20 protein-coding genes are annotated in these 21,821 nt (G+C 67.1%); 16 read left to right on the plus strand and 4 right to left on the minus strand.

Annotation, left to right across the window (positions count from 1 at the left end; all coding sequences use genetic code 11):
- Positions 1-209 precede the first annotated feature (209 nt).
- The 4 genes from AB4Y99_RS06900 (at position 210) to pyrH (ending at position 3,760) form a co-directional block, all read left to right on the plus strand.
- Positions 210-593 (plus strand): pore-forming ESAT-6 family protein, encoded by a 384-nt coding sequence (locus AB4Y99_RS06900; protein ID WP_051988549.1) that lies wholly within the window; start codon positions 210-212, stop codon positions 591-593.
- A 242-nt stretch (positions 594-835) separates the two neighbouring features.
- Entirely contained in the window at positions 836-1,837 is a 1,002-nt protein-coding gene (locus tag AB4Y99_RS06905; protein WP_038367582.1) for a 30S ribosomal protein S2, read from the plus strand.
- 182 nt (positions 1,838-2,019) lie between these two features.
- Positions 2,020-2,943 carry a translation elongation factor Ts gene (gene tsf, locus AB4Y99_RS06910; protein ID WP_441522800.1) on the plus strand — a complete coding sequence of 308 codons (924 nt, stop codon included), beginning with the start codon at positions 2,020-2,022 and terminating at the stop codon, positions 2,941-2,943.
- 109 nt (positions 2,944-3,052) lie between these two features.
- The gene (pyrH, locus tag AB4Y99_RS06915) at positions 3,053-3,760 is read left to right on the plus strand and encodes a UMP kinase (RefSeq protein WP_441522801.1); all 708 of its coding nucleotides are present in this window, start codon (positions 3,053-3,055) and stop codon (positions 3,758-3,760) included.
- Between the two features lie 95 nt (positions 3,761-3,855).
- Here the strand turns inward: pyrH and AB4Y99_RS06920 are convergent, their stop codons facing one another.
- On the minus strand, positions 3,856-4,269 hold the full coding sequence (locus AB4Y99_RS06920; protein WP_441522802.1) for a VOC family protein: 414 nt from the start codon (positions 4,267-4,269) through the stop codon (positions 3,856-3,858).
- Between the two features lie 251 nt (positions 4,270-4,520).
- Here AB4Y99_RS06920 and frr point away from each other — a divergent pair, with 251 nt between their 5' ends.
- The 11 genes from frr (at position 4,521) to lpxB (ending at position 16,429) form a co-directional block, all read left to right on the plus strand.
- Positions 4,521-5,084: a ribosome recycling factor gene (gene frr / locus AB4Y99_RS06925; protein ID WP_038367572.1), complete on the plus strand. Its 564-nt coding sequence runs from the start codon at positions 4,521-4,523 to the stop codon at positions 5,082-5,084.
- A 61-nt stretch (positions 5,085-5,145) separates the two neighbouring features.
- Entirely contained in the window at positions 5,146-5,904 is a 759-nt protein-coding gene (locus AB4Y99_RS06930; RefSeq protein WP_441522803.1) for an isoprenyl transferase, read from the plus strand.
- Entirely contained in the window at positions 5,901-6,728 is an 828-nt protein-coding gene (locus AB4Y99_RS06935) for a phosphatidate cytidylyltransferase (protein ID WP_441522804.1), read from the plus strand. The genes AB4Y99_RS06930 and AB4Y99_RS06935 overlap by 4 nt, the downstream gene beginning before the upstream one ends.
- 4 nt (positions 6,729-6,732) lie before the next feature.
- Positions 6,733-7,914, plus strand: a complete 1,182-nt coding sequence (dxr, locus tag AB4Y99_RS06940; RefSeq protein WP_113253115.1) for a 1-deoxy-D-xylulose-5-phosphate reductoisomerase — start codon at positions 6,733-6,735, stop codon at positions 7,912-7,914.
- A 22-nt stretch (positions 7,915-7,936) separates the two neighbouring features.
- The gene (gene rseP, locus AB4Y99_RS06945) at positions 7,937-9,085 is read left to right on the plus strand and encodes an RIP metalloprotease RseP (protein ID WP_441522805.1); all 1,149 of its coding nucleotides are present in this window, start codon (positions 7,937-7,939) and stop codon (positions 9,083-9,085) included.
- A gap of 224 nt (positions 9,086-9,309) precedes the next feature.
- Positions 9,310-11,814: an outer membrane protein assembly factor BamA gene (gene bamA, locus AB4Y99_RS06950; protein WP_441522806.1), complete on the plus strand. Its 2,505-nt coding sequence runs from the start codon at positions 9,310-9,312 to the stop codon at positions 11,812-11,814.
- Positions 11,815-11,850: 36 nt separating this feature from the next.
- Positions 11,851-12,912 carry a UDP-3-O-(3-hydroxymyristoyl)glucosamine N-acyltransferase gene (lpxD, locus tag AB4Y99_RS06955; RefSeq protein ID WP_112762138.1) on the plus strand — a complete coding sequence of 354 codons (1,062 nt, stop codon included), beginning with the start codon at positions 11,851-11,853 and terminating at the stop codon, positions 12,910-12,912.
- A gap of 186 nt (positions 12,913-13,098) precedes the next feature.
- Positions 13,099-13,557: a 3-hydroxyacyl-ACP dehydratase FabZ gene (gene fabZ, locus AB4Y99_RS06960; protein ID WP_038367560.1), complete on the plus strand. Its 459-nt coding sequence runs from the start codon at positions 13,099-13,101 to the stop codon at positions 13,555-13,557.
- A gap of 36 nt (positions 13,558-13,593) precedes the next feature.
- The gene (gene lpxA / locus AB4Y99_RS06965; protein ID WP_441522807.1) at positions 13,594-14,403 is read left to right on the plus strand and encodes an acyl-ACP--UDP-N-acetylglucosamine O-acyltransferase; all 810 of its coding nucleotides are present in this window, start codon (positions 13,594-13,596) and stop codon (positions 14,401-14,403) included.
- Positions 14,400-15,251: an LpxI family protein gene (locus AB4Y99_RS06970; protein WP_441522808.1), complete on the plus strand. Its 852-nt coding sequence runs from the start codon at positions 14,400-14,402 to the stop codon at positions 15,249-15,251. The genes lpxA and AB4Y99_RS06970 overlap by 4 nt, the downstream gene beginning before the upstream one ends.
- Entirely contained in the window at positions 15,251-16,429 is a 1,179-nt protein-coding gene (lpxB, locus tag AB4Y99_RS06975) for a lipid-A-disaccharide synthase (RefSeq protein ID WP_441522809.1), read from the plus strand. Before AB4Y99_RS06970 ends, lpxB begins: the two co-directional genes overlap by 1 nt.
- Positions 16,430-16,443: 14 nt before the next feature.
- Here lpxB and AB4Y99_RS06980 read toward each other — a convergent pair whose 3' ends face one another.
- From AB4Y99_RS06980 to gltX, 3 genes are all read right to left on the minus strand, one after another.
- Positions 16,444-17,433, minus strand: a complete 990-nt coding sequence (locus tag AB4Y99_RS06980; protein ID WP_142020856.1) for a Bug family tripartite tricarboxylate transporter substrate binding protein — start codon at positions 17,431-17,433, stop codon at positions 16,444-16,446.
- Between the two features lie 136 nt (positions 17,434-17,569).
- The gene (gltA, locus tag AB4Y99_RS06985) at positions 17,570-18,859 is read right to left on the minus strand and encodes a citrate synthase (protein WP_038367551.1); all 1,290 of its coding nucleotides are present in this window, start codon (positions 18,857-18,859) and stop codon (positions 17,570-17,572) included.
- Between the two features lie 306 nt (positions 18,860-19,165).
- Positions 19,166-20,584 carry a glutamate--tRNA ligase gene (gene gltX, locus AB4Y99_RS06990; RefSeq protein WP_441522810.1) on the minus strand — a complete coding sequence of 473 codons (1,419 nt, stop codon included), beginning with the start codon at positions 20,582-20,584 and terminating at the stop codon, positions 19,166-19,168.
- A gap of 169 nt (positions 20,585-20,753) precedes the next feature.
- Here gltX and AB4Y99_RS06995 point away from each other — a divergent pair, with 169 nt between their 5' ends.
- The gene (locus AB4Y99_RS06995) at positions 20,754-21,686 is read left to right on the plus strand and encodes a DUF4131 domain-containing protein (RefSeq protein WP_441522811.1); all 933 of its coding nucleotides are present in this window, start codon (positions 20,754-20,756) and stop codon (positions 21,684-21,686) included.
- The last annotated feature ends 135 nt before the right edge of the window (positions 21,687-21,821 follow it).

Below are 21,821 nucleotides of genomic sequence, written 5' to 3' on the forward strand. Positions count from 1 at the left end.
CCGCTTGGCAGGAACCTGCCTGGGTGGTCGGTCCTTCAGGAGCCGCCCAGCAGCGATTTCCGGCCTGGCACGAACGGCATGCGTGCCGTTCGGCAGCGGGGGTTGTCGGCATGGGCCGGGGCGGCTAGGCACGAGGCGGGGGGAGGGAGCGCATGTCTCGCATGCGATTGATTTGAAAGCTTGAAGGATACTCCAAAATGATCTCGAAAATGTCATTGAAGGTTGTCGTCGCGGCCGCCACGCTGCTGTCTTCCGCCCTGCCGTCCTTCGCCCAGACCCAGGCCGACCAGCTCAAGCTCGCCTATCAGGCGGCGCGCAATCAGCTCGGCCTTCTCGGCTATTGCGTCGACAAGGGCTACACCGATGGCGGTGCGGTCGAGGTCCAGAAGAAGCTGGTCGCGCTGATCCCGGCCCCGGCCGATCTCAGCGGCGGCGATGCCGCCGAGGCTGCCGGCCGCAAGGGCAAGATCTCCGCCATGGGGATGGAGCAGGACATCGAGGCCATCGCCAAGGCGCAGAACGGCACTTCGGCCGTCTATTGCAAGCAGATCGGCGATCTCGTGAAGCAGATGGGCGCCAAGCTGCCGCAGTAAGGGGCGGATCGGGCACCGATTCCGTCAGGAACGACCCCGCGCGAGCCGCTCGCGCGGGTATTTGCCGGCCCCATCGGCTTTTCTATGCCTTGCCGGCTTGCATTGCGGCGCTATCCCTTGTATGGCGCACGCCATCCCACATGGAGCGCATCGCCTCTGTCCTAAGAGGCGTTCCGGTGACGCGGCAGCCTATGCCTGTTCATTCGCGCTCCAGAGGCTCAACCGGAAGGATAACGAATACCATGGCTCTGCCTGATTTCTCGATGCGCCAGCTCCTTGAGGCCGGCGCCCATTTCGGCCACCAGGCCCACCGCTGGAACCCCAAGATGTCCCCGTACATCTTCGGCGTCCGCAACAACATCCACATCCTCGACCTGTCGCAGTCGGTGCCGATGCTGCATCGCGCCCTGCAGGCCGTGTCGGACACCGTCGCCAAGGGCGGCCGCGTCCTCTTCGTCGGCACCAAGCGCCAGGCGCAGGATGCCATCGCCGATGCCGCCAAGCGTTCGGCCCAGTATTATGTCAACTCCCGCTGGCTCGGCGGCATGCTGACCAACTGGAAGACCATCTCGGCCTCGATCCAGCGCCTGCGCAAGGTCGACGAGCTGCTCAATGGCGGCGGCTCCGGCCTGACCAAGAAGGAGCGTCTGATGCTGTCGCGTGAGCGCGACAAGCTCGAGAAGGCGCTCGGTGGCATCAAGGACATGGGCGGCACGCCSGACATGATCTTCGTGATCGACACCAACAAGGAAGCGCTCGCGATCAAGGAGGCCCAGCGCCTCGGCATCCCGGTCGCCGCCATCGTCGATTCGAACTCGGATCCGGACGGCATCACCTTCCCGGTCCCGGCCAATGACGACGCCGGCCGCGCCATCCAGTTCTATTGCGACCTGATCGCCCGTTCGGCGATCGACGGCATCGGCCGCGCCTCGGGCGACCACGGCGTCGATCTCGGAGCGTCGGAAGCTCCGATCGTCGAGGAGGCCCTGGAGCCGGTTGCGGCCGAAGGCCAGGTCTTCGAGGTGCTGACCACGCCGCGTGGCGCTCCGGACGATCTCACCAAGCTCTCCGGCATGGGCCCCGACGCGGTCCAGAAGCTGAACGACGGCGGCATCTACCACTTCTGGCAGATCGCGGCGATGTCGCCGGCCGACGTGACCAAGATCGACCACGACCTCAAGCTCGGTGGCAAGATCGAGCGCGAGGGCTGGGTCGCCCAGGCGCGCGAGCTCGCCGACGCCTGATCGGCCGAATGAATGATGGCGGCGCGTCATTCGCGCGTCGCAATCAGGCTTCTGATGTGATGCCAAACAGCGCCGACGGCCGGAAACGGAGCGTCGGCGTTTCCCCATCGATGGCGTCGCAACGAGAGATCCGCGGCCGGCCTCCCGGGCCCGCACCGCACGACAGCTAAGGATTTGAGACAATGGCAGCGATCACCGCCGCACTCGTGAAGGAACTCCGCGACAAGACTGGCGCGGGCATGATGGATTGCAAGRCCGCGCTSKCCGCSAMYGACGGCAACMTCGAGGCCGCCATCGACTGGYTGCGCRCCAAGGGCCTYKCCAAGGCCGCCAAGAAGGCCGGCCGCGTCGCCGCCGAGGGCCTTGTCGCCGTCGCCGTGCAGGGCCATGAGGGTGTCGTGGTCGAGGTCAACTCCGAGACCGACTTCGTCGCCCGCAACCCCGAATTCCAGGCGCTCGCCAAGAGCATCGCCGATGTCGCGCTGGAGCGCGGCGGCGACGCCGAGGCGCTGCTCGGCCATCACTATCCGGGCGGCGGCACGGTGCAGGAAGCCATCGCCAACGCCATCGCCACCATCGGCGAGAACATGACGCTGCGCCGGGTCGCCGCGCTCAAGGTCTCCTCGGGCCTGATCGGTTCCTATGTCCACGGCGCGATCGCCGAGGGCCTCGGCAAGATCGGCGTCATCGTCGCGCTGGAGACGACCTCCAAGAGCGACGAGCTCGTCGCGCTCGGCCGCCAGCTCGCCATGCACGTCGCCGCGACCAACCCGGTCGCGCTCGACCTCGCCTCGGTCGCTCCCGACGTGCTGGAGCGCGAGAAGGCGATCCTGGCCGAGAAGAATGCCGGCAAGCCCGCCCATGTGCTCGAGAAGATCACCGAGAGCGGCCTGAAGAGCTACGCCAAGGAATACTGCCTGCTCGAGCAGGCCTATATCCATGACGGCTCGAAGTCGGTCGCGCAGGTGCTCAAGGAGCTCGAAGGCAAGCTCGGCGCTCCGGTGAAGCTCACCGGCTTCGTCCGCTACGCGCTCGGCGAGGGCATCGAGAAGGAAGAGCAGGACTTCGCTGCCGAAGTCGCTGCTGCCGGCGGCACCACGGGCTGACAAGCCTGTTCAGGAATGACAGAAAGGCCGCGCATCGCGCGGCCTTTTTTGTAGGAAGAAGGGCTGCGCCGATTCCCGGCGGCGGCCCGAATGGACGGAGAGATCATCGATGCGACCCAAACGCGTTCTCGTGAAGCTCTCCGGCGAAGCCCTTGCGGGAGCGCAGGGCTACGGCCTCGACGGCGGCACGCTGGTGGCGCTGGCGGCCGACATCGCCCACGCCTCGCGCGAAGGCGTCGAGGTCGGCATCGTCGTCGGCGGCGGCAACTTCTTCCGCGGCGTGCAGGGGCTCAACAAGGGGCTGGACCGCACCACCGCCGAYTCGATCGGCATGCTCGGCACGGTGATGAACGCGCTCGCGCTGGAGCACGCCATCGAGGCGGCCGGTGCGCCGGCCCGCGCCATGTCGGCGGTGCCSATGCCCTCGCTCTGCGAGAGCTAYGCYCGCMRGCGCGCGCTCGACCATCTCAGCAACGGCAAGGTCGTCATCCTCGGCGGCGGCACCGGCAATCCCTATTTCACCACCGACACCGGCGCGGCCCTGCGCGCGGCGGAGCTCGATTGCAGCCACCTGCTCAAGGCGACGCAGGTCGACGGCGTCTACAGCGCCGATCCAAAGAAGGATCCGACCGCGACCCGCTACGACACCCTGACCCATGAAGACGCGATCCGGCGCGATCTCAAGGTGATGGACACCGCCGCCTTCGCGCTCGCCCGCGATGCCGGCCTCACCATCGTCGTCTTCTCCATCGCCGAGTCGGGCGCGCTCGCGGCCGTGCTTCGGGGCGAGGGGCGGGCGACCTATGTGACGCCCTGAGCGGGGCGCACCTTCACTGGCCCCGCTTGAAGAGCTCAAGCCCTCATCCTTCGAGCACTTCTCGGGATGAGGGCTGCGGAAGAGCGGACGAATTCTCAGTAAGTACGCCAGAGGCCGGGCGTCACCAGCTCGAGCACGTGCCCGTCCGGATCGCGGAAATAGAGGCTCTTGCCGCCGCCGCCCCACTGCATGCGCCCCTCGACGGCGATGCGGAGCTGTTCCAGCTTCTCTTCCCAGGCGGCCAGCTCCGCCTCCTCGACGGCGAAGGCGATGTGCAGGGGGCCGCTGCCGTCATGCGGCGGGATGCTGCCGTTGTCGGAGCGCTGCGTCTGCAGCGACGCCCCGCGCTGGAACAGCAGCAGCACGCTCTGCCCTCCGACATCATAGGCGAACAGCGTCGCGGTCTTGAGCAGCGGCGCGAGGCCGAGCTTCGTCTCGTAGAAGTCGCGGGCGCGTTCGAGATCATCGACATAGAGCGCGGTCTCGATGATGCGGTTCAGGCGGGGCACTCTGTTTCTCCCAAGGTTTCTGCAAGCCGGAACTGGCTCGCCGCAAGGCGAGGCGGTAGGGTGGAGATGGGTTTCCGCGAGCAGCCTGCCAACGGCCTGTCCCGCCRCCCGGCTATGATTTGCCTGCACTGGCAGCTTTACCCTTGCCCATCGGCGGGGAAAATGCTGTTCCGGCAGGTAGTTCTTGACCCTGCGCGGCCGTCCCGCCATGGTCGCGCCGATTTTTGATGTTCCGTAAGGTCTTGATTGAAATGGCCCAGACGACGTTCGACCTCGATGACATAAAGCGCCGCATGGCGGGTGCCGTGCAGTCCTTCAAGAGTGATCTGGCTTCGCTGCGTAGTGGTCGCGCTTCTTCGAACATGCTCGATCCGATCCAGGTCGAGGCCTACGGCGCGCGCACGCCGCTCAGCCAGCTCGCGACGGTGAGCGTGCCGGAGCCGCGCCTGCTTTCCGTCCAGGTCTGGGACCGCTCGATGGTCCAGGCCGTCGACAAGGCGATCCGCGAATCCGATCTCGGCCTCAACCCCCAGACCGAGGGTCAGGTGCTGCGCATCCGCATCCCCGAGCTGAACGAGCAGCGCCGCAAGGAGATGGTCAAGGTCGCGCATAAATATGCCGAGGATTCCAAGGTTTCGGTCCGCCATGTCCGCCGCGACGGCATCGATGTGATCAAGAAGCTGGAGAAGGACGGTCACATCACCAAGGATGACGTGACCCGTCACACCGACCAGGTCCAGAAGGCGACCGACCAGCATATCGCCGAGATTGATCAGGCGCTGGCGGCGAAGGAAAAGGAAATCCTGCACGTCTGATCCGCAGCCCTCCGGGGCTGCGCGCATCGGTTTCTGCCAAGGCCCAACGAGGCTCAATCGCATGTCATCTGGCCAGCGCGACGCAGGCGTTTCCAACCCGGCCCATGTCGCCATCATCATGGATGGAAACGGCCGCTGGGCGCAGATGCGCGGCCTGCCGCGCCAGGAAGGGCACCGGCGTGGCCTCGAGGCCCTGCGCCGCACGGTGCGCAACGCCAGCGATCTCGGCATCGCAGTGCTGACGCTCTACAGCTTCTCGACMGAGAACTGGCGSCGGCCCCATGCCGAGGTCAGCTTCCTGATGGGGCTGCTCAAGCACTTCGTCGAGAAGGATCTGGCCGAGCTCTCCGCCGCCAATGTGCAGGTGCGCATCATCGGCAGCCGGCTGGATCTGGCGCCGGATCTGCGCCGCCTGGTCGAGCATGCCGAGACGCGCACGCGCGGCAATACCGGGCTCATCCTGGCGATCGCCTTCAATTACGGCTCGCGCGACGAGATCGTCCGCGCAGCGCGCCAACTCGCGGCCGATGCCGCGGCCGGTCGGATCGATCCGGCCGCCATCGACGACGCGGCGCTCGCCGCCCGGCTCGATACCCATGACCTGCCCGATCCCGAGCTGGTGATCCGCACCTCGGGTGAGACGCRCATCTCCAATTTCCTGCTCTGGCAGGCGGCCTATGCCGAATTCGTCTTCACGCCGGTGATGTGGCCGGATTTCGACCGCGCCGCCTTCGAGGACGCGCTGGCACAATACCGGCAGCGCGAGCGCCGCTTCGGCGGCGTCGCGGCGCCGCCAGACCGCAGCGTGGACGTCGCGTGAATGAACCTGCTCCCGCCTCGCCCGGATCGGGCTCGGGCGAACTGAAGCGGCGCGTCGTCTCGGCGCTCGTCCTCGCAGCCGTCGTCCTGGCCCTGACGCTGTGGGGTGGTTGGCCGTTCCGGCTGGTCTGGGTGCTGGTCGCCGGTATCGTCGCCTATGAATGGCTCTCGATCGTCAGCCGGGGCAACGCGGTCGCGGCCGGAGCCGGCGTCGTCGTGGCCGGGCTCGCCCTGTCCTTCCTGCCGATAGCTCCCGCCGCCCTCGCGGGCGCGACGGCCGCCGCCGCTCTCATCGGCGCGCTGGCGGCGCCTTTCGTGCGGGCGCGCCTGGCGCTCGAATTATGCGGCGTCGCCTATGCGCTCGCCTTCGCCCTGATCACGCCGGCCTTGCGCGATTGGCCCGTGGTCGGGCTCGCGCTCATCCTGTGGAGCTTTGCCGTCGTCTGGCTGACCGACATCGCCGCCTATTTCACCGGCCGCAGCTTCGGCGGCCCGAAACTGATGCCGCGTGTCAGCCCCAAGAAGACCTGGTCCGGTGCCATCGGCGGCACCCTCGCGGGAACGGTCGCGGGCACGCTGATCTGGAGCTTCGCGACCCTCGGCGCGCCGGGCGCGAATGGCTGGGTGGTCGCCGCCTCGCTCGCCGCCTCGGTCGCGAGCCAGGCCGGAGACCTGTTCGAATCCGCACTCAAGCGCCGTTTCGACACCAAGGATTCCAGCCATCTCATTCCGGGCCATGGCGGCTTCCTCGACAGGCTCGACGGCTACTGGGCCGAGCTGGTCCTGGCCGGGCTCGCGCTCTTCGCGTTCCAGATCGACATTTGACCCGATGCCGCTTCGCACCATCACGCTCCTGGGCGCCACTGGCTCCGTTGGCCGTTCCGTCCGCGATGTCGTCGCCGAGAATCCGCAGCGCCTGGCGATCGGAACGGTCGTCGGCGGCCGCGATGCCGAGGCGCTGGCCCGTGTCGCGGTCGAGACGGGAGCGCGTTTCGCGGCGCTTGCCGACGCGACCGCCGGCGACGCGCTGAAGCGCGCACTCGCCGGAAGCGGCATCGAAAGCGGGGCAGGGCGTTCGGCCGTGCTCGAGGCTGTCGCCCGCCCGGCCGATATCGTCGTCAGCGCGATCTCCGGGGCGGCGGGCCTGGAGGCGACCTTCGCCGCCCTCCTGCCGGGCCGGACGATCGCCCTCGCCAACAAGGAAAGCCTCGTCTGCGCCGGCGAGGCGGTGATGGCGCGCGCCGCCGCCGCCGGAGCCCGGATGCTGCCGCTCGACTCCGAGCACAACGCCCTGTTCCAGGTGCTCGGACACGAGCCGCTGGATTCGATCCGGAGCATGACGCTCACCGCCTCTGGCGGCCCGTTCCGCACCTGGAGTGCGGAGGCGATCGCGAATGCAGGCCCCGAGCAGGCGCTGCGGCATCCGAACTATGCCATGGGCGCCAAGATCACGGTCGATTCCGCTGGCCTGATGAACAAGGGGCTGGAGGTGATCGAGGCCCGCTTCCTCTTCGGCCTGGAGCCGGCGCAGCTCGATGTCCTCGTGCATCCCCAGCAGGTCGTCCACGGCCTCGTGACGTTCCGGGACGGTTCGGTGAGCGCCGGCATGGCGGTGCCCGACATGCGGGTCGCGGCCGCTCATTGCCTGGGGATCGACGGCCGGCTCGACGCGCCGCCGGCTCGCTTCCTCGATCTCGCCTCCGGCGAGCCGCTGACCTTCGAACGGCCCGATTTGCAGCGCTTCCCGGCGCTGGGCCTTGCGCTGGCGGCCCTGGCCGAAGGCGGGGCCAAGCCTGCCATTCTCAATGCCGTAAACGAGATGGCGGTCGCGGCCTTTCTCGCCGGCCGGATCCGGTTCCCGGGGATCGCCGCGCTCGTCGAGGCGGTCTGCGCGCAGGATTTCGGCGCCGCGCGCGCGCCGCAGGACGTCGCCGAGGCGCTGGCTGTTGACCATGACGCACGCCAGCGGGCTGCCTTGCTCTTGTCGCGAGCGCCATTCGCTGCCACCTAGGGGAACGTAGCAGGAGAGTTCGATGGAAATCTTGGGGTCGATCGGCAGCGCGGGCCATTTCGTGCTCGGCTATCTCGTGCCTTTCCTTTTCGTTCTCACCCTGGTGGTCTTCGTCCACGAACTCGGGCATTTCCTGGTGGGCCGCTGGTGCGGCGTCGATGTGAAGACCTTCTCCATCGGCTTCGGGCGCGAGATCTTTGGGTTCAACGACCGGCACGGCACGCGCTGGCGCTTCGCGCTGATTCCGCTCGGCGGCTACGTCAAGTTCTCGGGTGACGCGGATGCCTCCAGCGCGCCGGACGATGAGGCCGTGAGCCGGATGACCGCGCAGGAGCGTGCCCGCTCATTCCCGGCGCAGTCGATCGGAGAGCGGGCCGCCATCGTCGCCGCCGGGCCGATCGCCAATTTCGTGCTGGCAATCCTGATCTTCGCCGGCTCGGCCTTCATCTTCGGCAAGCAGGTGCTGACGCCGCGAGTCGACGAGATCGTGGCCGGCAGCGCGGCCGAGCGCGCGGGCCTGCGGCCGGGCGATCTCGTGATCGCCATCGACGGGCAGCGGATCGTCAGCTTCTCCGACATGCAGCGTATCGTCTCGACACGGCCCGACGAGYGCCTGTCGGTCACCGTCGAGCGCGGAACGGATACGGTCACCCTGCCGGTGACGCCGGCGCTGCTCGAGATGGATTCCCCGCTCGGCAAGCAGCGCATCGGCGTGATCGGCGTCAAGGCTTCGCCCCGGCCGGAAGACTGGACGACGCAGCATTTCGGCCTGGTCGATTCCGTCAAGCAGGGCGTCTCCGAAAGCTGGTTCATCGTCGCGCAGACTTATGACTACGTCGCCAAGCTGGTGCAGGGGCGCGCCTCGACCGACCAGCTCTCGGGTCCGATTCGGATCGCGCAGGTGTCCGGAGCGGTCGCCCAGAATGGCGGCCTGTTCGGGCTGATCAACCTCGCGGCCATCCTGTCGGTCTCGATCGGGCTGATGAATCTGCTGCCCGTGCCGATGCTCGATGGCGGGCATCTGCTCTTCTATCTCTATGAGGCGGTTCGCGGGCGCCCCTTGAGCCCGCGCGCGCAGGAGATCGGCTTCCGGTTCGGATTGGCGCTCGTTCTGATGCTGATGCTGTTCGTGACCTGGAACGACCTCGTCCACGTCAAGGGCCTGCTCTGACGGTTACCGCCTCGCTGCGTGGCCGCTTTGCGGCGGAATCACGGCAGCGCGCGTGGCGTCCCGGCAACGAGCCATCTAAAAATACTTTATTAACGACGATGGCGGTTTGCACCCCGCGGGAAACTTTGTAGAAGCGATTGCACTGCAAATCTCGCCCTGCCGCCATCTCCCGGATGGCGGACCCCTGTTGGGGTGGTGACCAGAGAAATGGAATAGGCGACCCGATGACGTCGACCCAAAAGAGCCGGACGACCAAGACGCGGCTCTCTCGATCGATCGGACTTTCGGCCTTGATCTTGGCCGTGAGTGGTGGCGTTGCGTTCGCTCAGGCCGTGGTTGTCCACGGCAACCGGCGAGTTGATGCCGAGACGATCCGCTCCTACGCGGTCGGCCGCGACAATCCGCAGGAGATTCGTGAGAGCCTGCTGGCGACGGGGCTGTTCTCCAACGTTCAGGTCAGCCGCCGCGGCGCGCAGACCGTGATCTCCGTCCAGGAGCAGAACGGCACCGTCAACCGCGTCGCCTTCGAGGGCAATCGCCGCCTCAAGAGCGACCAGCTCACGCCGCTGGTGCAGTCCAAGGCCGGCGGCCCGCTGAGCCAGGCCCTGATCGATTCCGACGTCGAGCGCCTGCGTGAGGCCTATCGCCGTGCCGGCTACGGCCTGTCCTCGGTCAGCGGCCGCATCGCGCCGCTGCCGAATGGCCGGCAAGACGTCGTCTTCACCATCAACGAGAGCGGCAAGACCGGCATCAAGTCGATCAACTTCTCGGGCAACAACGTCTATTCGGCGGGTCGCCTGCGCGGCTTGATGACGTCGACCGAATCGAACTTCCTGAGCTGGATCAAGACGTCCGACGTCTATGATCCGGATCGCATCAATTCCGATCTCGAGCTGATCCGCCGTTTCTATCTGAAGAACGGCTATGCCGACTTCCAGATCGTCAACAACACCGCGCGCTTCGACGAGTCTGCCGGCGGCTGGGTCGTCGATGTCCAGGTCGAGGAAGGCCCGCAGTACAAGGTCGGCAACGTCTCCGTCGATTCCTCGGTGCCGGGCGTCGATGCGGCGCGCCTGCAGCGCTATCTGGCGACCTCGACGGGTGACACCTACAATGCCGAGGCGGTCGAGAAGTCGCTCGTCGCGCTGACCACCGAGGTCAACCGCGAGGGGYACGCCTTCGCGCAGGTTCGTCCGCGTGGCGATCGCGACGCCTCCGGCCACCTGATCGGCATCACCTATGTCGTCGATGAGGGCCCGCGGGTCTATGTCGAGCGCATCAATGTGCGCGGCAACACCCGCACCCGCGACTACGTCATCCGCCGCGAGCTCGATCTCGGCGAAGGCGACGCCTACAACAAGGTCATGATCGACCGCGCCGAGCGGCGCCTGAACAATCTCGGCTTCTTCAACAAGGTCCGCGTCACGAACGAGCCGGGCTCGGCTCCGGACCGCGTCGTCGTCAACATCGACGTCGAGGACAAGGCGACCGGCTCCTTCTCGATCGCCGGCGGCTACTCGACCTCGGACGGCATGATCGGCGAGGTCTCGCTCTCGGAGTCGAACTTCCTCGGTCGCGGCCAGTTCGTCCGCATCGCCGGCACGCTCGGCCAGCGTACCCAGGGCATCGACTTCTCGTTCACCGAGCCGTATTTCCTCGGCTACCGCGTCGCGGCCGGCTTCGACCTGTTCTCGAAGTACAACGACAACTACAATGTCGGTCGTTTCCAGAGCCGTGTGACCGGCGGTCAGGTGCGTTTCACCTTCCCGATCACGGAAGAATTCTCGATCACGCCGCGCTATTCGCTCTACGTGACGAATATCAAGATCCCGAACGACGTCAGCCGGCCGTATAACGACTGTACCAACCCGATCCCGGGCATTACTCCCGGTACGGCTGGCGCTGTCGCTTCGGACCAGCTCTACAACTGCGTCACCAACGGCGAGGCCTCGGTCGCGGTCAAGGAAGCGCAGGGCGACACCCTGACCTCGCTCGTCGGCCTGAACTTCAACTACAACTCGCTCGACAGCGTTCAGAACCCGCGCAACGGCTTCATCGCCGAGCTGAAGCCGGAATTCGCCGGTGTGGGCGGCGACTCGAAGTTCCTTCGCGTCGCGGCGGATGCGCGCTACTACCGCGAGATCTTCGACGATGTCGTCGGCTTCGTCCGGCTTCAGGGTGGCCACGTCCAGGCCACCAGCGGCAATCTCCGCATGGCCGATCACTACTTCCTCGGACCGACACTGGTCCGCGGTTTCGCGCCCTCGGGCATCGGTCCGCGCGACGTGCTGAACGATCCGACGGCCAACGCTCTCGGCGGCACGACCTATTTCGGTGGCACGCTCGAAGTGCAGTTCCCGATCTGGGGCCTGCCGCGCGACATCGGCCTGCGCGGCGCGATCTTCGCCGACGCCGGTACGCTGTTCAATTATGACGGCGGCACGAAGACGGCGCTCGGTGGCTGCCCCGCCGGCTCCGAGGCGCGAGCCTTCAACGTCGTCACCGGTGGTGCGCAATCGAGCATCGCCTGCGTGCGCGACAAGAACGTGCTCCGCTCGTCGATCGGCGCCTCGATCCTCTGGCAGTCGCCTCTGGGACCGATCCGCTTCGACTACGCCTATGCGCTCAGCAAGGATGACGGCCAGTACGGCCTCGGCCCGCTCGGCTTCGCCAAGTATGGCGGCGACCGTCTCCAGGCCTTCCGCTTCTCGGGCGGCACGCGCTTCTGACGGGGCGGGGCTTCGGCCCCGCTTCGGATCAATCCGATGGCAGATCCAGTTTTCTTTCCGTTCGCGACCTCGCTCGACTTCGGCGAGGTCGCAAGCATTTGCGGCGCCTCCTTGCCGGAGGGCGTCGAGGCGGGCCGCCGCGTCGAAGGCGCTGCGGCGCTCGAGACGGCCGGCCCGGCCGATCTCGCCTATATGGACAACCCGAAATATGTCGAGGCGCTGGCGGCCACCAAGGCCGGGCTGTGCCTCGTCTCGGCCCGCTTCGCCGATCGGGTGCCGGCCGGCACCGTCGCCCTGATTTCCCCGACGCCTTATCACGCCTTCGCGCGCATCCTCGCACGCTTCTTCCCGACGGCATTGCGGCCTGAATCGGTCTTCGCCTCGCAAGGCGTGGCCCCTGGCGCCATCGTCCATGCCACGGCGGTGCTCGAGGCGGGCGTCACGGTCGATCCGGGCGCCGTGATCGGGCCGGGCGCCGAGATCGGCGCGGGAACGGTCGTGGCTTCGCATGCCGTCATCGGCCCGCAGGTCCGGATCGGCCGCAATTGCTCGATCGGCGCCGGCAGCACGATCCAGGCGGCGCTCCTCGGCAACCGCGTCATCGTTCATCCCGGTGTCCGCATCGGCCAGGACGGCTTCGGCTTCGCCATGAGTCCGAAGGGCCACATGAAGGTGCCGCAGATCGGCCGCGTCATCATCCAGGACGATGTCGAGATCGGCGCCAACACCACGATCGACCGTGGCGCCAGCCGCGACACGGTGATCGGCGAGGGCACCAAGATCGATAATCTCGTCCAGATCGGCCATAATTGCGTCATCGGGCGCCATTGCGTGATCTGTGCCCAGTCGGGCCTGGCCGGGTCCTCGACGCTGGAGGATTTCGCGGTCCTTGGCGGCCAGGTCGGCCTCGCCGGCCACCTGACCATCGGCGCCGGCGCCCAGATTGCCGCGCAGAGCGGCGTTGCCGGCGATGTTCCGCGCGGCGCTCGTTACGGCGGCTACCCCGCGCAGCCGGCGCTGAGCTGGGCCCGCGAAAGCGCCTGGCTCAAGGCGGCCGTGGCGCGACGCGGCCGCAAGGCGGGCGATAACCAGGAATGAGCGGCTGGAAACCCGCATCTCCGGCGTGCTGGCGGGAGATTTCTGTTGCCGAAGGCGTCAGGTTTCCGGCAAAGGGGCATGAATTTCCGAAAACCTGCACGGCGTGAAAAGCCCGCATCAGCAGGACGATAGATCAAACGGCGCGAGCGCTTCGGCGGCGCGCCGCAGTTGTGGAGAACAAGGGCGATGAGCGAGCCGAAGACGACGCTGGATGTGATCGACATCCAGAAGATCATGACCAGCATCCCGCATCGCTATCCGTTCCTGCTGGTCGACCGCGTCGTCGAGATCAACGGCGACGATTCCGGCGTCGGCATCAAGAACGTCACCGCCAATGAGCCCCAGTTCACCGGCCATTTTCCCGGACGGCCGGTCTTCCCGGGCGTGCTGATGATCGAAGGCATGGCGCAGACGGCCGGCGTTCTGGTCGTGAATGCCCGCCCCGACGGCGAGCAGCACGTTAACACGGTGCTCTTCACCACCATCGACAAGGCGAAGTTCCGCAAGCCGGTCATCCCGGGCGATCAGATTCGCTTCCACCTCACCAAGATCGCACGCAAGCGCAACATCTGGTTCTATCGCGGCGAGGCCAAGGTCGACGGCGCGCTCGTCGCCGAGGCCGAGATCTCGGCGATGGTGTCCTGAACCCATTGTCGTGCCACTAAGGTCGGGCAGCTTTCGATGAGCGTTACCATCCACCCCATGTCGATCGTCGACCCCAAGGTACAGCTTGGGGACGGGGTTAGCATCGGCCCCYTCTGCATGGTCGGCCCGGACGTCGTGCTCGGCGAGGGTGTCGAGCTGGTCAGCCATGTCGTCGTCGCCGGCCGGACCACGATCGGCCCGCGCACGCGCATCTACCCCTTCGCATCGATCGGCCACCCGCCGCAGGATGTGAAATATCGCGGCGAGCCATCGACGCTGACCATCGGCGCGGATTGCCAGATCCGCGAAGGCGTCACGATGAACCCCGGCACCGAGGGCGGCGGCATGGTCACCTCCGTCGGCGACCGCTGCTTCTTCCTGGCCAATTCCCATGTCGGCCATGATTGCCGGCTCGGCAACAACATCATCTTCTCGAACAATGTCATGTGCGCGGGGCACGTGACCATCGGCAACTTCGTCGTCGTCGGTGGCGGCGCGGGCTTGCAGCAGTTCATCCGCGTTGGCGACCATGCTTTCATCGGCGGCGGCGCCGGGGTGCTGAGCGATGTCATTCCCTTCGGCACCATCCGCGACAACCCCGCGCATCTGGCGGGGCTGAACCTGATCGGCCTGAAGCGCCGCGGCTTCACACGGGAGCAGATCCATGAGCTGCGCCGCGCCTATCGTCTGCTGTTTGCGGATGAAGGCACGCTCGCGGAGCGCGTCGAGGATGTCGCAAGCGAATTCGCCGCGCACCCGCTGATCCACGAGATTCTCGATTTCATCAGGGAGGGCGGCGACAAGGCGCTGTGCGTGCCGCGCGACGTCACCGCCGCGGACAGGTGAGCGCCGCGGGAACCGCACGCGGCCCTCTCGTCCTGATCGCCGGTGCGGGCGAGTACCCGCTTCGGCTGGCGCGAATCCTTTCCGATCAGGGCGAGGCTCCCTTCATTGCGGCGCTGGAGGGCGCGGCCGATCCGGCTGCTTTCGGCGATGCCGATGTGCGGAGCTACCGTCTTGGCCAGCTCGGCAGCTTGCTGGGCGAATTGCGTCGACGCGGCGTCAGCGACATCGTCATGCTCGGGAGCCTGCCGCGCCCCAGCTTCGGGGCGCTGCGGCCCGAAGCCTCGACCTTGCAATATCTGCCCTATTTCGCCCGCGCCTTCCGCGGTGGTGACGACCACCTTCTGCGCGGCGTCGTGCGTTTCTTCGAGGAGCAGGGCTTCCGCGTCCACGGTCCTGCGGAGATCGCACCGGAGCTGACGGCGCCGCGGGGGCCGCTCGGCCGCAAGCCGGCCACGGCAAAGCAGCAGGCTCTGCTCGAACACGGATTCTCGTTGCTGGCGGCGCTGTCGCCATTCGATATCGGCCAGGCGGCAATCCTCGCCGACCACCGCGTCGTCGCGGTCGAGGCCGCCGAAGGGACCGACGCGATGATCAAGCGCGTGGCGGATCTCGTCGCGCGGGGACGTCTCAAGATCGGCAAGGGCGACGGTGTTCTCGTGAAGGCTCCGAAGAAGGGGCAGGATCTTCGCGTCGACATGCCGGCCATCGGCCCGGACACGCTGCGCAACATTGTCGAAGCGGGCCTGTCGGGCATCGGCCTCAGGGCGGGCGAGGTGCTGGTCGGTGACCGTGCGGCGCTTGGGCGGCAGGCCGATCAGCTCGGCCTGTTCATCGAGGGCAGCGCCTGATGCGGCCCTTCAAGCTCGCCATCATCGCGGGCGAGGCCTCCGGCGACGCGCTCGCCCTGCGTTTTCTTGCGGCGCTGCGAGAGCGGTTGGGGGATCGCTCCGTCGAATTGCGCGGGGTGGGCGATCACGGCCTGCCGCAAGCCGGGCTGCAGCCGTTCTTTCCGCAGGCCGATATCGCGGTGATGGGCTTTGGCCCGGTGATCGCGCGCCTGCCGCTGCTGCTGCGGCGGATGGAGGATGCGGCGCGCGGAATCGCCGATTTTCAGCCGGATCTGCTGCTGACCATCGACAGCCCGGATTTCTGTTTGCGGGTGGCGAAGAAAGTTCGCGCGCGCGCTCCTCATATCCCGATAGCGCACTGGGTTTGCCCGAGCGTCTGGGCCTGGCGCTCCGGCCGTGCGCGCCGCATGGCGCCGCATGTCGACCGCATCCTGGCGCTGCTGCCTTTCGAGCCGGCGGCTCTCGCGCGGCTGCACGGCCCTGAAACGATCTATGTCGGCCATCCCTTGATCGAGCGTCTCGCCGAATTTCGGCCGGGCCCGGTCGAGCAGGCCGTACGGGATGATGCATTGCGGCCGCAGGTGCTGGTCCTGCCCGGCAGCCGGCGCTCCGAAATCCATCATTTGATGCCGGTTTTTGGCGAGGCGGTTGCCCGGATCGCGGCGTCTGTTCCCGGCGCGCGCTTTATCCTGCCGGCCGTCGCCCGGCTCCAGCCCATGATTGCGGAGGCGGCGGCGCGCTGGCCGGTCGCGCCGGAGATCGTCATCGGCGAGGCGGGCAAGCTCGCAGCGTTCCGCAATGCCCGCGCGGCCCTGGCCGCTTCCGGTACGGTCACGCTCGAACTGGCCCTGTCCGGCGTCCCGACGGTTGCGGCCTATCGCGGGGCAGGTTGGGAGGCCGTGCTGGCCCGACGGCTGGTCAAGCTACCAAGCGTGATCCTGCCCAACCTGATCCTCGGGCGGAACGTCGTCCCGGAGTTCATTCAGGACGATGCGACGGCGGAGGCCTTGAGCCGGCATATGCTGGCGGCGCTCATCGAGGGACCCGACCGGCAGGTGCAGCTCGACGGCTTCGCCGAGGTCGAGAACATCATGCGCTCGGCCGGCCCGAGCCCGGCCGCCAACGCCGTCGAAGCGGCGCTGGCACTCGTCGCCTCGCGGCCGCGCCGCGAAGCTTGAGCCTGTAAGCCGGCTTACTCGACGACCGCGCCGGACGCCTTGGCGATCGGCCCCCATTTGGCGAGTTCGGTCTTGACGTGCTCGCCGAGCTGCTCGGGCGTCGAGCCGACGATATCGGCGCTGACATCGTTGAGCCGCTTCTTCACGGTCTCGTCCTTGAGCGCCTGGTTCGCGGCCTGGTTGATCCTCTCGACGATGGGGCGCGGCAGGTTCGCCGGCCCGAACAGCGCGTTCCAAGTATAGGTCTCATAGCCGGTGAGCCCGCCCTCGGCGATGGTCGGAACATCCGGGAAGGAGGCGACGCGTTCCCGAGTGGTGACGCCGATCGCCCGCAACTGCCCGTTCCGGATGAAGCCGGCGGAGGAGGGCAGGTTGTCGAACATGATCGGCACTGCGCCGGCGACGACGTCGTTCAGCGCCGGGCCGGCGCCGCGATAGGGCACATGGTTCATCTGGACGTTGCCGATCGACTTGAACAATTCGCCGGAGAGATGCAGCGGTGTGCCGACGCCGGAGGAGGCGTATGAATACTTGCCCGGATTGTCCTTCAGCACCTGCAGCACCTCCTTGACCGTCTTGGCCGGGAAGCTGGGGTTCACCACCATCACATTAGGGACGATCGCCAGGAGCGAGATCGGGGTGAAGTCCTTCACGGCGTCGAAGGTGACAGTCTTCAGGATCGCCGGGTTGAGGGCGTGCGTTGAGATCGTGCCGAGCAGCAGCGTATAGCCATCGGGCGCCGCGCGGGCGACGGCGGTGGAGCCGACATTGCCGCCGGCTCCRCTGCGATTCTCGATCACGACGTTCTGGCCGAGCAGTTCGCTCATCTTCTGCCCGACCAGCCGGGCGACGATGTCGGTCGAGCCGCCTGCGGCGAAGGGCACGATCAGCGTGATCGGGCGGGTCGGATACTTGTCCTGCGCGCCGGCCGCGGTGGCCGTGAGTCCGGCGGCGCCGGCACCGACCAGGAACGAGCGGCGGTCGATAAAGCTATGGCTGGTCATGAAGCGTCTCCCGAAAAGAGAGACGACTGTAGCGACCTCGTCCGGAGCGTCATCGCCACCGGCGATATCAATTATCCGAAACAATAAGGGCGCGGCCACATGGCCGCGCCCTGTCGTTCTTACGCTGGCATTGCTCTCAGCGGCGGCCGATCGGCGTGTAGTCGCGCTTCGGCGAGCCGGTGTAGAGCTGGCGCGGACGGCCGATCTTCTGGGACGGATCCTCGATCATTTCCTTCCACTGCGCGATCCAGCCGACCGTGCGGGCGACGGCGAAGAGCACGGTGAACATCGAGGTCGGGAAGCCCATCGCCTTCAGCGTGATGCCCGAATAGAAGTCGATGTTCGGATAGAGCTTCTTCTCGATGAAGTACTCGTCCGAAAGCGCGATGCGCTCGAGCTCGATCGCGACGTCGAGCAGCGGATCGTCCTTGATGCCGAGCTCGTTCAGCACTTCATGCGTGGTCTTCTGCATGATCTTGGCGCGCGGATCGTAGTTCTTGTAGACCCGGTGGCCGAAGCCCATCAGGCGGAACGGATCGTTCTTGTCCTTCGCCTTGGCGATGAATTTCGGGATGTTGTCGACCGTCCCGATCTCCTCCAGCATCTTCAGCGCCGCCTCGTTGGCGCCGCCATGGGCCGGGCCCCAGAGGCAGGCCGTGCCGGCCGCGATGCAGGCGAAGGGGTTGGCGCCCGACGAGCCCGCCAGACGCACCGTCGAGGTCGAGGCGTTCTGCTCATGGTCGGCGTGCAGGATGAAGATGCGGTCGAGCGCGCGCGACAGCACCGGATTGACCTTGTACTCCTCGGCCGGGACGGCGAAGCACATGCGCAGGAAGTTCGAGGTGTAGTCCAGCGAGTTCAGCGGATACACGAAGGGCTGGCCGACCGTGTACTTATAGGCCATCGCCGCGAGCGTCGGCACCTTCGCGATCATCCGCATCGAGGCGATCATGCGCTGCTGCGGGTCCGAAATATCGGTCGAGTCGTGATAGAAGGCCGACATCGCGCCGATCGAGCCGACCATGACGGCCATCGGGTGCGCGTCGCGGCGGAAGCCCTGGAAAAAGCGGGCCATCTGCTCGTGCACCATGGTGTGGCGCGTGATGCGATAGTCGAAATCGGCCTTCTGCGCGGCGGTCGGCAGCTCCCCGTAAAGCAGCAGGTAGCAGGTCTCGAGGAAGTCGCCATGCTCGGCGAGCTGCTCGATCGGATAGCCGCGATAGAGCAGCACGCCCGCATCGCCGTCGATATAGGTGATCTGCGACTCGCAGCTCGCCGTGGAGGTGAAGCCGGGGTCGTAGGTGAACATGCCCGTCTGGGCGTAGAGCTTGGCGATGTCGATGACGGCGGGGCCGACCGACCCCTCCTTGATCGCCATGTCGACGGTCTTGTCGCCGACCTTCAGCTGGCTGGTGTTTCCGCTCATCGATACCGATCCTTTCAAGGCTCGCTGCTGTTCGGCCGTGTTTTGCGCGCCCCGTCCGCGGTTCTCCGCGGAAGGTCCTTCATCCGAATAGCCTGACGTGACGAGAGCATGTCAACGGAAGGGGCAAAGGCAATCCATGCGACTGATTTACAAGCAATTTTCGTGCCCTGTGCCGTTGTGCGGCGCAATGCACTTGCGCGTCACTAGACCATTTGCCCCATGCATTCAACCGAGCCGAAAGGCGGTTTGTGCCGCCTCCCAAGCATAGCGATCCGGCTGTCGCGCCAGGCACGCGCAGGCGCCGCCTCAACCCTGGTCGGCCAGCCGCGCCAGCGTCTCCTCGCGGCCCAGAACCGCCATGACGTCGAACAATCCCGGCGACATCGCCCGGCCCGTCAGGGCGGCCCGCAGTGGCTGAGCGGCCTGGCCGAGCTTGAGCCCGTTCTCCTCGGCAAAGGCGCGCACGGCGGCTTCCAGCGACGCCGCCGCCCAGTCGCCGACGGCGGCGAGCTTCGCGGCGATCGCGGGCAGGCGGCCGCGCGCGGCCTCGTCGAGCAGGCTCTTGGCCTTGTCGTCGAGCTGCAGCGGGCGCTGCGCATAGAGATAGAAGGCACTGTCGAGCAGTTCGATCAGGGTCTTGGCGCGCTCCTTCAGCCCCGGCATGGCGGCCAGGAACTTCGCCTCCAGCTCGGGTGAGAGCGTGGGGCCGAGCCCCCGCGCCGGACCGATCTCGGGCAGGATGACCTTGAGGGCCTCGAGCAGATCACGATCGCTCGACTGGCGCATATAGAGCCCGTTGAGGTTCTCCAGCTTGGCGTAGTCGAAGCGAGCCGGCGAGCGGCCGATCGAGGAGAGATTGAAGGCGTCGATCATCTCCTGCGTCGAGAAGATCTCCTGATCGCCATGGCTCCAGCCCAGCCGCACGAGATAGTTGCGCAGCGCCGCCGGGAGATAACCCATCGAGCGATAGGCATCGATGCCGAGCGCGCCGTGGCGCTTGGACAGCTTGGCTCCGTCAGGCCCGTGGATCAGAGGGATATGCGACATGCTCGGCACGTCCCAGCCCAGCGCATCGTAGATCTGGGTCTGGCGGGCTGCGTTGGTCAGGTGGTCGTCGCCGCGGATGATGTGGGTCACGCCCATGTCGTGATCGTCGACGACGACCGCGAGCATATAGGTCGGCGTCCCGTCCGAGCGCAGCAGCACGAGGTCGTCGAGATTCTCGTTCTGCCAGACGACGCGGCCCTGAACCTCGTCGTTCACCACCGTCTCGCCGGTCTGCGGCGCCTTGAGCCGGATCACCGGCTTCACGCCTTCCGGGGCGGTCGCCGGATCGCGGTCACGCCAGCGCCCGTCATAGCGCAGCGGCTTGCCTTCGGCGCGCGCCTTCTCGCGCATCTCCTCGAGCTCGGCCTGGCTGGCATAGCAATAATAGGCATTGCCGGCGGCGAGCATCTGCTCGGCCACCTCGCGGTGCCGTGCCGCGCGCTGGAACTGGTAGACCGTCTGTCCGTCCCAATCGAGGCCGAGCCATTCCAGCCCGTCGAGGATCGCGGCGATGGCGGCGTCGGTCGAGCGTTCGCGGTCGGTGTCCTCGATTCGCAGCAGCATCTTGCCGCCGTGCCGGCGGGCATAGAGCCAGTTGAACAGCGCGGTGCGGGCGCCGCCGATATGCAGGAATCCGGTGGGGGACGGCGCAAAGCGCGTGACGACGGCGTTGCTCATGGAAGGCAGCTCCGACCGGGCGATGAAACCGCCCGGGGCAAGACTTGAGGATGTGGCGCCGGCCTTCACGCCAAAGCGTGCATGACAACCAGCGCGCGCCCTGTAACATGGCTTCGCCGGGCGGTTAAGCGTTCAATGCGCAACCGACAGGCAGGGGCTGGGAAGGGGGATGGCGCGGCAACCTGCATCGCCGGAGCGCCGGAGCGCGCTGAGGGCCGTCGCCGGCATCCTGCCGGCGCGCCTGCCGCCAGTCGCGCTGGGAAGCCTGCCGCTGGCCGAGCGCCTCCAGGCGCTGCGGGACTGGCTTGGCGCGTCGTTGGCGCAGGAGGCCGAGCGCCGCCGCCCGTTCCTCTGGCTGCCCGTGGCGATGGGCTTCGGCATCCTGCTCTATTTCGCCGCCGATCGGGAACCCGCACTCTGGGCGCCGCTCGCGGGCTTCGTCCTGTCCGGCGGCCTCGCTGTCGCACTGCGTCTGCGACCCGCCGCTGCCGCAGTCTGCATCGCCTTCGCCGCGGCCTTCGCCGGCTTCGCAGCAGGCGTCTGGCGCACGGCCGATATCGCCGCGCCGATGCTGGAGCGGCCGCGCATCGGCAAGATCACCGGCTTCGTCGAGAGCGTCGAGGCGCGCGATGCCGGCGCCCGCCTCGTCCTGGTGGTGACGGACATCGCCGGCGTGCCGCCCGAGAGCCGGCCGAAGCGCGTGCGCGTCAACATTCGCAGCGGCACGGTCGCGCCCGGCGACCATATCGCCGGCACCGCGCGGCTCCTGCCGCCACCGGGGCCGGCCCGCGCCGGAGGCTATGATTTCGGGCGCGACGCCTTCTTCCGCGGCATCGGCGCCGTCGGCAGCATCGCCGGCAAGATCGCACTCGTCCCGGCGCCGCATCCCCTGCCATGGCGCCTCGCGCTCGACGTGGGGATCGACAAGGCCCGCAACGTCCTGACGCAGCGCATCGCCAGCGTCGGCGGCGGGCAGGGCGGGGCGGTTGCGGCCGCGCTCGTCACCGGCAAGCGCGGCCTCATCACCGAGGCGTCGAACAACGATCTGCGCGCCGCCGGTATCTATCATATCGTAAGATTGCAATTTCCGGTCCAAACATGAGCTATTTGCCGCATGTTCTGGAAATTGCAGGACTTACCATTCGGCACGGGGCTGGGTCTGCAACCGGCCCGAAGCAGACAGCCTTAGCGCCAATTCGCAGCGGTTCGCTTTCGACACGAGCCGCCAGTTTCAGCC

Origin of the sequence: Allobosea sp. TAB14 (assembly GCF_052113865.1) — a bacterium.
In the GTDB taxonomy this organism is placed as follows: Bacteria; Pseudomonadota; Alphaproteobacteria; order Rhizobiales; family Beijerinckiaceae; genus Allobosea; species Allobosea spartocytisi.